A 13,433-nucleotide genomic window follows, 5' to 3' on the forward strand; every position below is an offset into this window, starting at 1 on the left:
GTGGTTGCCGTCAGCGGACTTATGCGGCCACGGCTGCGCGCAAACGATGAACGATCTGATTGTCTTTGCCTTTCACCAGGCGAGTGAGCGCAAAGTTGAATTCGATTTCCTTATATGCGTTCTCTTTCAAACCCAGTTCGACGCCGCCGGTTTTCTCTACAACGGGAGGAATCAATTCCTCACGCGTGGCATAAGCAAAATCATCCCAGATCAAGGGATCGCCCTCGATGTTGAACTGCGTAGTCAATTTTCGATGGCTATCTGCACTGACAAAAAAGTGCACGTGTGCGGGACGATTGCCATGCCGGCCGATTCCGTCCAGCAACTGCTGCGTCGCTCCCTGCGGCGGACAGCCGTAGCCCACGGGCATCAAAGTGCGAAATTCATATTGCCCGTCAGCCGCCGTCTTGACTGCGCCGCGCAGGTTGAATTCGGTTTGCGCGCCCGTCGGGTCGAAGTGCGAGTAAAAACCTTTCGAATTGGCATGCCAGCATTCGACAATCGCGCCTTCGAGCGGCTTGCCGTCCGTGTCCGTCACTACGCCGCGAATCACAAGCGGGCCTGCGTCCTGGTCCGGATCGAGGTCGATTCTTGACACCCCTTCACGCACCGGCGCGCCTGCCACATACAACGGCCCTTCGATGGTGCGCGGCGTGCCGCCCTCAATGCCGGCCTGCTTGTCAGCATGGTCCATGCAGATATCGAGATATTTTTCCAGGCCTAAACCCGCTGCCAACAGGGCGGCTTCGCCATCACGTCCCAGTTGGTTGATGTAGTTCACGCCCGCCCAGACCTCATCGGGCGTGATGTCCAGATCATCGATGGCCTTGAACAAATCGCTCAACAGGCGATGCAGGATCTGCTTGAAACGGGCATTGCCTTCTTGACCTGCAATATTCGTTGCTGCTGCCAGCAACTCCTGGACTTCTTTGGTGTTGAATACATTCAAGCTCATGATTTGTCTCTCCAACAGGTAATCAGTCAGCGTGAGCGGATATCCGCTCAGCACCGCGTATCAGTGATCTTGGTCAGCCCCGCACGCGTGAACCGCTGGATCTTTGCCTCGTCCAGCTCGATACCCAGTCCTGGGCCACGCGGAACCGTCAACCCGAAATCGCTGTAGTCCAGAGGTTGAGTCAAGATCTCTTCGGTAATCAGCAACGGACCGAACAGCTCAGTCCCCCACTGCAGATGGGCAAAGCTGGCAAATAGATGCGCCGAAGCAACGGTGCTCACCGCGCCTTCCAGCATGGTGCCGCCATACAGTTCGATACCGGCAGCATCGGCAATGGCGCCGACCCGCTGCGCGGCAAACAGTCCGCCGCTCTGCTCGATCTTGATGGCAAAAACGTCGGCGCCGTGCTGCCTGGCAACCTCAAACGCACTTTCCGGACCTTGCAGAATCTCATCGGCCATCAGCGCCACGGGAAAACGGCGCATCAAACGCGCCAACGCGGCAGCGCTGGCGACCGGCTGCTCCACCAGCTCGCAACCCGCATCGGCCAGCGCAGGAATCGCCCAGGCCGCTTGCGTCTCGCTCCACGCCATGTTCACGTCGACACGTACCGCCGCTCGGTCTCCCAATACCTTTTTGATCTCGGCGACGTGTTTGATGTCGATTTCAGGCGCTTTTGCGCCAATCTTCAATTTAAAAATCCGGTGACGGCGTCTGTCGAGCATCTCCTCGGCCTCGGCAATGTCACGAGCCGTATCCCCTGACGCCAGCGTCCACGCGACAGGCAGACGTTCGCGGCAACGGCCGCCGAGCAACTCACTGACGGGCACGCCCAGACGCTTGCCTTGAGCATCCAGCAAAGCCGTCTCCATTGCGCTCTTGGCAAAGTGATTGACCTTGACCAACTTTCCCACATGCGCCATCAGCGCCTGAATACGCGAGGCGTCCTGGCCTATCATGGCAGGTGCAAAATAGGTATCGATGGACAGTTTCATGGCTTCGGGGCTTTCCGGACCGTAGGCCATGCCGGCAATCGTCGTGCCTTCGCCGATGCCCACGACGCCATCACTGCAATAGACCTTCACCAGCATCAGCGTCTGGCCATACATCGTGGCCACCGACAGCTTGTGCGGCCTGATGGTAGGGAGATCGACCAGAGAAGTTTCGATACGTTCGATGGTTGCTGCAGACATGTTGGAGGCTGTCGAGTTGAAACACAGCCTGCTTTATAAGATCCACGCGCTTTTAACGTCCAATACTTTATGGATCACATCCATACCCTACAGGTATGGATATCCCTTTCTCGCTTCTCCAGACTGATCGCCTTGCTGCCCTCGATCACCGGGGGAGAATCCTTATCCGGTGACGACACCTTGCGTCGCCCTGCACTGCATTGAGTAGAATCAATTCACCCGCAGCCTGAGAGTAGAGCAATCCCTCAGCCTTGACGCCGAGGCGCTTTGCGCTCCCCGACATCGCTTGCATGTCGGTGTTTTCCTGGAGTCTCCGTTGAATATCGCCACGCTCGCCCCTGCCGATCCTCCCTTGGAAATCTTGCCGCGCGATCTGTCGGCGTATCGCGAAGGCAATATCGGAATCCCCTACGTTCATCGTTTTGAGTCTGGCCAGCCTGGCCCGCATGTACTGATTAACGCCATTACTCATGGCAATGAAATCTGCGGCATGGTCGCGGCGACACATCTGCTGGATAACAATATCCGGCCCGACATCGGCACACTAACGATCAGCTTTGCACATATCGAGGCCTATGAAGCCTTTGATATCGAAGACCCTTACGCGAACCGGCAACTGGTGCACAATTTGAATCGCATCTGGACGGCCAATATGCTGGATGCCGAGGATGGCAGTCCCGAGGTCCGCCGTGCGCGCGAACTGCGGCCCGTGCTGGATGCCGCCGATTTCGTCCTCGACATCCACTCGACGAGCACGCCGGTACAGCCGTTCTGGGTATATAACGAAGCAGACCGCAATACGGCGCTGGCCTCGGCCGTCGGTGCGCCTATCGTGCACCTGGTGATGTCTCCGGACAAATTCCCAGGCACGCCCGTGATCGGCTATGGCCGCCACGGCGATCCGATTGCGCAGCACGGCGGCTCGCTGGTAGTCGAATGCGGCCAGCATTTCTCCCGCGCAGCCGCTGAACTGGCCACCGACGTATCGTTGCGGTTTCTCACGCACCTGGGGTTGATCAAGGCTCGCCCAGACACGTCGCCCCCACCTGTACCGCAACGGTATCGTTTATTGGAAACGCACGTCGTTAAGTCAGAGGATTTCAGTTTCACACGTCCCGTTATCGGATTCGAGACCTTTGACAAAGGTGAATTGATCGCGATGAACGGCACGGACGAAATTCGTTCCCCCTGCGACCAGTGCACGATATTCATGCCTACGCGATCGCCGATCGTGGGAAGAGAGGCGGTTTACCTGACGAAGTCGATTTGACTGCGCTCGAGCCAATACTGAGCGACATCCCGGCAGCCTCGATTCCGCGACGTGGGCTTGACATTCAACCGACCAACTAGTAGATTGGCTGCCATTGTCGATGACAGCCCTGTAATCCGTACAGGGTTCGTTGTCTCGCATTTGTGTTCATCCAATCAGATAACGGCCTATGAGTATGGAACTTTCCCCCCGAGCAAGCGAAATTGCCGACCATGCCAGGTTCCTGCTCGCCGAAGGCGGCTATAACGGATTCAGCTATGCGGACCTGTCTGAGCGAGTGCATATCGGTAAACCCAGTATCCATCATCATTTCCCGAGTAAGGCCGAACTGGTGTTGACGGTAGTCATACGCCATCGCGAACAGACTCGGCATGGCTTGGCGGCACTAGCGCAGCAGGTCGAAGGTCCGTTAGCCCAACTGACTGCTTACACCGATTATTGGGCGCAATGCATACGCGAGGGCACGGCGACGATGTGCATATGCGCCATGCTGGCAGCCGAGGCGCCGATGATCCCGGAGGAAATCTCCAATGAGGTGAAAGGCTACTTTCAAGACCTGACAGACTGGATTGCGACCGTGCTGGAACGTGGCGCCGCCATGGAGCAATTCAAATTGCAAGACAGTCCCTTGGCCGAAGCTCGAACCTTTATGTCCACCGTGCACGGAGCAATGCTGACCGCAAGGGCCCTGAAGGATCCGGAATCATTCCAGGCAATTTCGCGCATTGCCCTTCATCGGCTGACTGCATAAACCCGATCGTCTTGGTGCGTTAGCGCAGCAAGGTGATCTTTTTTTACCCACTCAATCGACCAACTAGTTGGTCGCTTTTCGGAAGTTTTCCCGGCGCGGCTTTCGACAGTTTTCCTCGTTAATGCGCCATGTATGGATAGTGCGATGTTCGCATCGCTCAGGAGAATCAGCATGAATATTTCACAGTTTCGCAAATTGCTGGCCGGCGGCCTGGCAGGTATCGCCCTCACGACCGGCGCGATGGCCACCGCCACTGCGGCTGGCGCGGCAGATCACGGGGTCCGCGTGAGAGGTACTGTCGTTTCGGTATCGGGCGACCAGCTTCAAGTGAAATCGCGCGAGGGCCAATCGCTGTCGGTGAAACTCGCAGACGGCTGGAAGGTATCGGCAGTCAAGAAAGCCAACATTAGCGATATCAAACCTGGTGATTTTGTTGGCATTGCATCGTTGCCCAAGTCCGAGGGTGGCGATGGCGCATTGGAAGTCTTGATCTTCCCCCCTGCATTGAAAGGAACGGGTGAAGGCAGTTACGGCTGGGATTTGAAACCCAACAGCACGATGACCAATGCCACCGTGGGCGACGCCGTGAAGTCCGTCGATGGCAGCACGGTGACCGTGAACTATCACGGCAAAGAGAAAAAGATCTCCATCCCCAACGGGACGCCTGTTGTGACGCTGGCTCCCGCTACCGCTGCCGATGTGAAATCTGGTACGGCGGTGTTCATTCCCGCACAGAAAGACTCAAACGGCATGTTGTCCGCAGGACAGCTGATTGTGGGCAAGGACGGGGTCGTACCGCCCATGTAATGGCGCGACAACCAGGGTTGGCTGGCGTTATCCGCCAGCCGGCTAGAGGCTATTCCAATGACTATCCCTGAATCAACAACGCATTTGCAGATGCCACCCGATTCCGCGCGCCATCAATTCATACGGCGGCACTCCATTACCGTACGCCTCACGCATTGGGTAAACGCGCTGTGCTTGTTCATCATGTTGCTGAGCGGACTCCAGATCTTTAACGCACACCCCAAGCTATATTGGGGCGAGTATGGGGCTGATACCGATCAGTCATTCATTGCGATCGGATCCGAGAATCGTGACGATGGCCCACATGGTTTCTTTCGAATCGGTTCGCTGAGTATCGAAACGACCGGCGTTCTGGGTGTCTCGAATGAAGGCGGTTCCACTGTCTCGCGTGCGTTTCCCGCGTGGCTGACGATTCCTTCTTATTATGATCTCGGCGCAGCCAGAAATTGGCACTTCCTCTTTGCCTGGCTACTGGTCATCAACGGCTTTATCTACTTGGCATACGGTTTTCTGCGTAGCCATTTTCGCCGGGACCTATTACCGAATCGGGATCAGTTGAAACCGCGGCACCTATGGCAAGAAGTACTCGATCATGCGCGCCTTCGTTTCGCGAAAGGCGATGAGGCCCGGCGCTACAACGCTTTGCAAAAAATCACGTACCTGCTCGTGGCCTTTGGTCTGTTGCCATTGATGGTGCTGACAGGACTGACGATGTCGCCTGGTATGAACGCCGTCTTTCCCTTTTTACCCGATCTATTCGGCGGCCGCCCATCCGCGCGCACACTGCACTTCATCACGGCATTCTCGCTCGTGCTGTTTGTCGTGGTCCATGTGTTGATGGTCGTCTTATCCGGCTTTTGGAATAACGTGCGATCGATGATCAACGGACGCTACGACATCGGCCATTCGAGAGAAACATCATGAACTCAGGATTTTCCCGCCGGCGGATATTGGCTGGCTTGCTATCCGGCGCCGGGACTGCACTGCTGACTGGGTGCGACCGCATGACACAGAGCACGGCATTCGGCACGGTGCTGCGCAATACCGAAAAGCTCACGATGAGCAGCCAGCGATTGCTGCTTGACCGCCAATCGCTGGCTCGGGAATACAGCGTGGCAGACTTGTCGCCCGTATTCCGCGCCAATGGCACGCAAGCACCTGACTCTGACGAGTACAACCGCTTGCTGGAGAACGAGTTCGTCGATTGGCGATTGCAGGTAGATGGATTGGTACAACAGCCTCTCAGCCTGTCACTCGCCCAACTGAAAAGCCTGCCATCTCGCACACAGATTACCCGGCACGATTGCGTCGAGGGCTGGAGCGCCATCGGCCAATGGCAAGGCGTTCCGTTGGGGCAGATACTGGACCTGGCCCGGTTGAAACCGGGTGCGCGCTATGTCGTGCTTCATTGCGCGGACGAGCTGGAGGTCACGTTTGACGGCAGCGGCCGCTATTACGAAAGCATAGATCTGCTAGACGCCTATCACCCACAGACGATTCTGGCGTATGCGATGAATGGCAAGAATCTGCCCGTCGCCCATGGTGCGCCGCTGAGGCTCAGGGTCGAAAGGCAGCTTGGCTACAAGCAAGCCAAATACCTGATGCGCATAGAAGTCGTCTCGTCTTTCGACACATTATGGGGAGGCCGAGGCGGCTATTGGGAAGATCGCGGCTATGAGTGGTATGCGGGCATCTGAATTTTTTTGATGCCGATGTAATAAATCGATCTTGCTGTCGAATATCTATATGAAGCGTCATGCACTCACGTACACGCCTTCATTGTTATCCGGAACCCACCGGCCGCTGACAGTCATCGCAATCAGTTTGCACCGCGTGATGACTGACCAGGGTTCGCCCGTTCTTGAAATCACTTATATATCGAAGCTGATCATGAAAACCTTTACTCTCACCACCATTATCTTGTCTGCGTTGTGTGCTGCTACCTCAGTACAAGCCGCCCAGAACTCGTTTACCGCCCCACCCGTTGCAGAATTGTCGCGTGCGCAAGTCCAAGCCGAGTTGGCCGAAGCACGTGCCGCGGGCACCCTTCAACGAGGCGATCAGACCTATGTTCCACCGAGCGTATCGACCCGTTCGCGTACTGAAGTCAAGGCCGAGTTAGCTGCCGCCATCGCGGCTGGCACGATTCAGCGCGGAGACCAAACCTATGTGCCGCCCAGCGTCTCGACGCTGTCGCGTGCAGAGGTCAATACGGATACCGCTGCGTGGCGCAAGGCCGGCCTGGCCGACGAATGGCATGGTGACGCAACGCCGGATATTTACAGCACGGCGTACCGCCAGAAGCTGGCTTACTACCAGCACCTGAAAACCCAACAGCAAGCAGATGCGCACATAGCATCTTGACGAGCTCAGTCACCCAGCAATCAGGAGAAAACCATGAAAGCACTTTTTTCCGGCCTTGCGCTGGCATGCGGGTTGATGTTCTCAACTCATGCTAGCGTCGCCTCTGCGCAAGAAACTGCACGCGCCGAGGCAAAGAATGTCGTCCTCGTTCATGGCGCGTGGGCTGATGGCTCCAGTTGGAGCGATGTCATTCCGTATCTGACAGCGGCCGGGCTGAACGTGATATCAGTTCAGAACCCCTTGACCTCGCTGCAGGACGATGCTGCGACCGCAAAACGAGCGCTTGCATTGGTGAACGGACCAACCGTACTCGCAGGGCATTCCTACGCGGGCAATGTCATCAGTGAGATTGGCGACGATCCGAAAGTCTCCGCATTGGTCTATGTAGCCGCGCGTGCACCGGACGCAGGTGAAGATTTCAATGCGCTTGCCAGCAGGTTTCCAACGATGCCGGTACGGGCAGGGATCGAGACGCACAATGGCTTCTCGACTATAGCAAAGGACGCATTTCTGAAGTTCTTTGCAAACGGCGTCCCGGCAGAGAAAGCGCAAACGCTTTTCGCCGTACAACAGCCCGTTGCGACGGACCTGTTTGCGGGAAAAACGACCACTGCCGCATGGCATACCAAACCGTCCTGGTACGCAGTCTCAAAGGATGACCAGACGACGTCACCCGATCTGCAGCGATTCCTGGCCAACCGTATGCATGCCACGACGGTGGAACTGGACTCAGGTCATCTGTCTCTGGTTTCACATCCGAAAGAGATTGCAGATCTTATCCTCGAAGCCGCGGGCATACCGTCGCATTAAAAGAGTGGTGGCTACCAGTGCTTTTTGACGGAGCAGGTTTCATGTTGATTCGACCAAGCGATGGCATCGGCTTGCTCGGCATTGTGCCGCAGCGCCACCGTGCGACGCAAAGTGCGTATTAAGCGTGGAACCGCATAACCGAGAAAACGCCTGGGCGACGGCAATGCGCAAAGAGCGCTCGGGCGATAGTGTCGCCTATGAGCGCTTTCTGCGGGATCTGGCGGCATATTTGCGACACATCGTGCGATATCGGCTACATAATTTTGGCTTGAACTCCGACGAAACCGAGGATGTTGTGCAGGAAGTACTGATTGCCATTCACACGAGGCGCGACCAATGGAATGCCGATCGCCCGTTGATGCCCTGGTTAAATGCCATCGTGCGCTATAAGGTGATCGATGCCGCACGGCGCCTGCGTAAGGAATCACGCGGCAGAGTCGATCTCGAGGAGGAGCAATGGGGCTCCCTGCCTGCGGATGATCAGAATGGCGTCGAGCTATCGCAGGGAGATATCGAGCGTTTGCTTTCCGATCTGCCTGCGGGACAGCAATCGGTCGCGCGCGCGATGGGAATCGAAGGCATTTCTGCCAGTGAAACTGCCGCCCGGCTCGGCATGAAGGAGAATGCCGTGAGGGTGGCGTTTCATCGAGCGTTGCAGAAACTGATGGCAACTGCATCAGGAGAGAACAATGACACACGTGAACGAGCAAGAGATCATGCGCACCGATGACCTGATCCAGCAGCTATCCAGACAAGCCGGTATGAAGAAAAAGAGCTCCATCACTTTCAACCAGGCCATGGTGACCGGTATCACGCTGTCACTCGTCATGGCCATGGTGGTGGTCCTCGGCCTATCCCACGCACGTCCTGATTTATTGGCAGTGCTGACGACATGGGTTTTCCAGTTCAAGGTATCAACGATGACGCTGCTCGCTGGCGGCAGCGCTGTCCTCGTCCGTATGTCCGGAATTCCAGGCGCATCGGCCAGGCCCGTTCTGGCTCTGCTTCCTGGCGTTGCGCTCTTGTTCGCTGGAGCGATCTTTGATGACACAGGTTTTCCATTCTGGGGCGACGGGGCATTTGCTGCACCGCTCTGTGTCGCCTTAATCGTCGCGGCCTCATTACCTGGTCTCATTGCCATCATGGCAGGATTGCGCAGGGGAACTCCCACACGGCCGATCTTCGCTGGGGCGGTCTCTGGCCTCTTGTCCGGCTCGCTCGCCGCCTTGGTGTATACGATCGCATGCGTCAACGATGGTCCGTCATTCGTCGCCGTCTGGTATGTGGTCGCCATTTCCATTACGACCTTGATCGGAGCCGTTACAGGACGGCACGTATTGGCTTGGTGAGCGTTTGACTGATGGGTGGCTCGTCACGTTCGGAACGGGAAAAAGAGGTAAATCAGATGTGGGGTTTGTTATGAGTAAATGGAGTACAACAATGTCCGATGCGGCATCTCAACTTGCAAGCTATCGGCAGACGATCGATAACCTCGATGCTGCCCTTGTACATATATTGGCCGAACGCTTTCGCTGTACGGACCAGGTCGGTCTGCTGAAAGCAATGCATGATCTTCCCGCGGTGGATCCGGGACGGGAGGACCGCCAGTTTTCCAGATTGAGAGCGTTGGCCAGGGATTCCCAAGTCGATCAAGACTTTATCGTACATTTGATGAAATCCATCATCAAGCAGGTGGTTCAACGGCATCGCCAGATCGCGGCCGAGCATTCGTCCGCGCCGTTTAAAAATTGAACTCATGAACCATTTCCTGAAATCAGAACGATCGACAGAAAGACTGGCAATCATGGCCGCCATGCCCGAGGAATTGGAAGGCCTCGTGTCGGCCATGACACCGCCGGTCGTTGTGCAACGGGTTGCCATGCGCGATTTTTATTCAGGAGACATTGCGGGTCAGCCTTGTGTCGTGGTGTTGAGTCGTATTGGCAAGGTTGCGGCAGCGGCAACGACAGCAATTTTGATAGAAACATTCAATGTGAAGGAGATCGTTTTCGCCGGGTTGGCAGGTGGCATTCACCATGCCGTTCAGATCGGCGATATCGTTGTGGCAAGCCATTTGATCCAGCATGATCTGGATGCCCGTCCCTTGTTTGACCGCTACGAAATCCCGATGCTGGGTCTTTCGCAGTTCGAGTCCGATCCGACATTGAGCTTGGCGATTTTCAATCACTCCAGTGCTTATCTGAGCGAGCTGCCTATCGAAAATGGGGGAGCCTTGCCATTGAAAGCGGCGGCTGGTCGCCGTCCCCAGACGCATCAAGGCATCATCGCGACAGGTGATGTTTTCGTGAGCGATCCGGACAGTGGTGCAGAGATACGGCAGCGCTTGCCTGAAGTGCTTTGCGTTGAAATGGAGGGCGCAGCCATGGCTCAGGTGTGCTACGAGTTCGGGGTTCCGTTCGCGGTAATGCGAGTCGTCTCAGATCACGCCGATCACGCCGCAAAAGATCATTTCTCTGATTTTCTTGAAAAAAAGGCCAGGCACTACACATGCGGCGTGCTGTTGAAATTCATAGCGAGCCGGGCGAGGCTTTGGACGTCGCCGGGCCTGTAGACGTCTTCCCCTAAGACAAAGCCCCGCGCGGAAACCCGGCGGGGCTGGTCTGAACTACTTCGAACTATTCTTGGCGGGACGGAGGGATTCATATTTTTGATTTTTTACATATAAATCAATTGGATAGATTTAATAAGAAAATAAATACCGCTAAAAATACCGTATTCCACACAACGTGTGTCGAATACAAGCAGGAGTTCCCCCTCGGGCGGCTTTTTGTTTAACTCGGTTTTGTTCTTCGTCCAGATCAAAGAAACCGAATTGGTTATGGTCGTTAAACCAACGAGGTGAACCGCCCCCGGGGCGGTTCAACTTGCGGCCTTGGTTTGGCGGTTAGGGTAGGCAACGTCGATGCTGCACTCGGAGTTGATGAGGTCTTGGCGACGTTTACGTATATCCTCACACCTGACGTTGTTGCGACATATGTCTACAAGGATCGAAAGTGCCTGGCCATCGCTTGATCCTATTCGCTTCCAAGCCTACCTTGGTCAAGATCGCAGCGAGGCCGCGTGCACCGTGCAGTACGCGCATAATCGTTGCGGTCTTATCGTCAGGTCGATAGTAGATGGCGTAGACGTTGTGGAAGACTACACACAGATCAACGGCAAACATCTGACTCTACGCAATGCTGTCGCTATCCGAGATTTGTCTCCCTTGTTGCTCGGCGACTTGAGTGCGAAAGCCTATCGTTGTGTATCGCCCAGAAGATCTCGCAAAGGTATCGCCGCCATGCATGCGGGCAATGGCGGATACGATGGCAAGACCCAGTCCATGATGGTTAGCATCAAATTCCCGCGCGCTATCGCTACGGTAAAAACGGTAGAACAGGCGTGGTAAATGTTCAGGTGAAATCGGCTCGCCTTCGTTGCGAACCGCTACCGTCAGTTCGCCCGCAGCGGTAGAAGATATAGCGATCTCAATAGTGCTACCTGCACTGGCATAGCGAATAGCGTTGGACAACAAGTTTGATATTGCCCGTTGAAATAAAGGACGGTCGATTTGAAAAGCGGCGTCACCCACCACTGCGAGCACCACGCCTGCCTCCAGTGCTTCCGCTTCGTGATATTGACTTACCTCTTGCACGATCGCCGACACGCTCGGCTCCCATGCCCCTCTGACTCTAGCACCTCGATCAGCTTGCGATAGAAATAGCATGTCCTTTACGATACTTGATAAGCGTTGCAGTTCTTCCAGATTTGATCCCAGGATGTCCAGCAACTCTTCCTGATCGAGCCGCTTATGTAGGGCTAACTCAGTTTCGCCAATCAAGGTGGTCAGCGGTGTGCGCATCTCATGGGCTACGTCGGCGTTGAATCCCTCCATTTGGACGTAGGCCCTTTCTAGCCTCTGCAATACGGCGTTGAACTGGCGTACAAGAGGCAGGATCTCCCTTGCCTGCCCTTTCTCATTGAGGCGTTCACCGATGCGATCTGGTGATAGTTTAGCCGCCTGCTGTACGAGTGAGTCCAGCGGCGCCAATGCCTTTCGCACCGTCACAGTTCCCATAGCGGCGACAACGACGGCGCCAAATAGTGCACAAGCGAACAACGTCCCAGCCAGTCCCTTACGGAGACGGATATCGTCGGATATGTCCAGGATCAACTCTGCCGTCAGTGAGTCGCCGGGCGTTCCAGGATACGGCAATGTGAATGAGATGCGGCGTTCTCGGGTGGGGTCGTTGTCAATGGGATTGCCGAAAACCACACGTTGCCCATCGATTTCCAGAACCAGGGTAAACTCTGGGCGACCGTAGAAGAAGTCCTCCAGCTTATGCCGCATTCTTGCCGCATCATCGTCTGCACCGTTCTCTTCAACTACGTGCCGTACAACTTCAACTTTTTGTTGTATTAAGGCCTCCTGACGCCGGGCTAGATTAAGGTTCGTAGCGTAATAGACCGCCACGCACACGAGGCTAAGCGCCATAAACGTCTGGATGGCGAGCCACCACGAAAGCCATGTTCTTAGCGATTCCGGTCGCTTTATTGCCATCAGGGCTCCCGAATCTCTAGCACGTAGCCCATCCCGCGTACGGTATGCAGAAGCTTCCTCTCAAAGGGATCGTCCACCTTGCCTCTCAAACGCCGGACAGCGACTTCCACCACGTTGGTGTTGCTATTGAAATTCATATCCCAAACTTGTTCGGCTAAATCCAGCCTGGACAGCACCTCTCCTTGTCTACGCATCAATAGCGCCAGAAGCGTGAACTCTTTAGCCGTGAGGTCCAATCGCTGGCCATTACGGCTTGCTCGCCGCCGCAGAAGATCAAGTTCGAGGTCTCCGACCCGTAGTAAATTTGGGCCATCTGTTTGGGGGGGGTGTAAGCCGCTGCGCCTACCCAGAGCGAGAACTCGAGCTAACAACTCGGACATGGCGAACGGCTTGGATAAATAATCGTCGGCCCCTTCATGCAGCCCATGAACACGGTCCTCAAGCTTATCCCTTGCTGTAAGCATTAACACAGGAACGCGACTGCTCCTGCGCAACTCCTTCAGAACGCTCAGGCCGTCCATTCCTGGCAGCATAATGTCGAGCAGTATGAGGTCGTACTGGATTTCCTTCGCAAGATGCAGGCCGGCAAGACCGTCGGCCGCCACGTCCACGATATAGTTGTGGTCGCTAAGTGCCCGCCGTAGGTACTCGGCGAGCTTTTTCTCGTCTTCAATTACCAGAACTTTCATGGGCGTTGTGTAAAGGAAATGCCAAGAATGGCG

General features: G+C 55.7%; 15 protein-coding genes. 11 read left to right on the plus strand and 4 right to left on the minus strand.

The genetic code is table 11. The annotated features are described in order from the left end of the window. Positions 1-19: 19 nt before the first annotated feature. Together catA and ACNA0I_RS18770 are read right to left on the minus strand one after the other, a co-directional pair. Positions 20-955: a catechol 1,2-dioxygenase gene (catA, locus tag ACNA0I_RS18765; protein WP_415807554.1), complete on the minus strand. Its 936-nt coding sequence runs from the start codon at positions 953-955 to the stop codon at positions 20-22. A 47-nt stretch (positions 956-1,002) separates the two neighbouring features. Then, a complete protein-coding gene (locus tag ACNA0I_RS18770; RefSeq protein WP_415807555.1) occupies positions 1,003-2,148 on the minus strand; it encodes a muconate/chloromuconate family cycloisomerase in 1,146 nt (381 codons plus the stop codon). Between the two features lie 316 nt (positions 2,149-2,464). Here ACNA0I_RS18770 and ACNA0I_RS18775 point away from each other — a divergent pair, with 316 nt between their 5' ends. From ACNA0I_RS18775 to ACNA0I_RS18825, 11 genes are all read left to right on the plus strand, one after another. Further along, positions 2,465-3,418, plus strand: coding sequence for a M14 family metallopeptidase (locus tag ACNA0I_RS18775; protein WP_415807556.1), 954 nt, complete (start codon positions 2,465-2,467; stop codon positions 3,416-3,418). A gap of 169 nt (positions 3,419-3,587) precedes the next feature. Further along, entirely contained in the window at positions 3,588-4,169 is a 582-nt protein-coding gene (locus tag ACNA0I_RS18780) for a TetR/AcrR family transcriptional regulator (protein ID WP_415807557.1), read from the plus strand. Positions 4,170-4,340: 171 nt separating this feature from the next. Beyond that, on the plus strand, positions 4,341-4,976 hold the full coding sequence (locus tag ACNA0I_RS18785) for a hypothetical protein (protein WP_415807558.1): 636 nt from the start codon (positions 4,341-4,343) through the stop codon (positions 4,974-4,976). 57 nt (positions 4,977-5,033) lie between these two features. After that, positions 5,034-5,900 carry a cytochrome b/b6 domain-containing protein gene (locus ACNA0I_RS18790; protein ID WP_415807559.1) on the plus strand — a complete coding sequence of 289 codons (867 nt, stop codon included), beginning with the start codon at positions 5,034-5,036 and terminating at the stop codon, positions 5,898-5,900. Beyond that, on the plus strand, positions 5,897-6,673 hold the full coding sequence (locus ACNA0I_RS18795) for a molybdopterin-binding protein (RefSeq protein WP_415807560.1): 777 nt from the start codon (positions 5,897-5,899) through the stop codon (positions 6,671-6,673). The genes ACNA0I_RS18790 and ACNA0I_RS18795 overlap by 4 nt, the downstream gene beginning before the upstream one ends. 193 nt (positions 6,674-6,866) lie before the next feature. After that, a complete protein-coding gene (locus tag ACNA0I_RS18800; protein ID WP_415807561.1) occupies positions 6,867-7,340 on the plus strand; it encodes a DUF4148 domain-containing protein in 474 nt (157 codons plus the stop codon). A gap of 33 nt (positions 7,341-7,373) precedes the next feature. Further along, the gene (locus ACNA0I_RS18805) at positions 7,374-8,150 is read left to right on the plus strand and encodes an alpha/beta fold hydrolase (protein ID WP_415807562.1); all 777 of its coding nucleotides are present in this window, start codon (positions 7,374-7,376) and stop codon (positions 8,148-8,150) included. Positions 8,151-8,313: 163 nt separating this feature from the next. Beyond that, a complete protein-coding gene (locus ACNA0I_RS18810) occupies positions 8,314-8,880 on the plus strand; it encodes a sigma-70 family RNA polymerase sigma factor (RefSeq protein WP_415807563.1) in 567 nt (188 codons plus the stop codon). Continuing rightward, positions 8,840-9,499, plus strand: coding sequence for an NrsF family protein (locus ACNA0I_RS18815; protein WP_415807564.1), 660 nt, complete (start codon positions 8,840-8,842; stop codon positions 9,497-9,499). The genes ACNA0I_RS18810 and ACNA0I_RS18815 overlap by 41 nt, the downstream gene beginning before the upstream one ends. A gap of 91 nt (positions 9,500-9,590) precedes the next feature. Next, positions 9,591-9,902 carry a chorismate mutase gene (locus ACNA0I_RS18820; RefSeq protein WP_415807565.1) on the plus strand — a complete coding sequence of 104 codons (312 nt, stop codon included), beginning with the start codon at positions 9,591-9,593 and terminating at the stop codon, positions 9,900-9,902. A 52-nt stretch (positions 9,903-9,954) separates the two neighbouring features. Next, positions 9,955-10,722: a 5'-methylthioadenosine/adenosylhomocysteine nucleosidase gene (locus ACNA0I_RS18825; protein ID WP_415807566.1), complete on the plus strand. Its 768-nt coding sequence runs from the start codon at positions 9,955-9,957 to the stop codon at positions 10,720-10,722. Between the two features lie 618 nt (positions 10,723-11,340). Here ACNA0I_RS18825 and ACNA0I_RS18830 read toward each other — a convergent pair. Further along, the gene (locus ACNA0I_RS18830; protein ID WP_415807567.1) at positions 11,341-12,711 is read right to left on the minus strand and encodes a heavy metal sensor histidine kinase; all 1,371 of its coding nucleotides are present in this window, start codon (positions 12,709-12,711) and stop codon (positions 11,341-11,343) included. Then, a complete protein-coding gene (locus tag ACNA0I_RS18835; protein WP_415789067.1) occupies positions 12,711-13,400 on the minus strand; it encodes a heavy metal response regulator transcription factor in 690 nt (229 codons plus the stop codon). Before ACNA0I_RS18835 ends, ACNA0I_RS18830 begins: the two co-directional genes overlap by 1 nt. Positions 13,401-13,433 lie beyond the last annotated feature (33 nt).

The organism is Bordetella muralis (assembly GCF_965139205.1).
Classification (GTDB): Bacteria; Pseudomonadota; Gammaproteobacteria; order Burkholderiales; family Burkholderiaceae_B; genus Bordetella_A; species Bordetella_A muralis.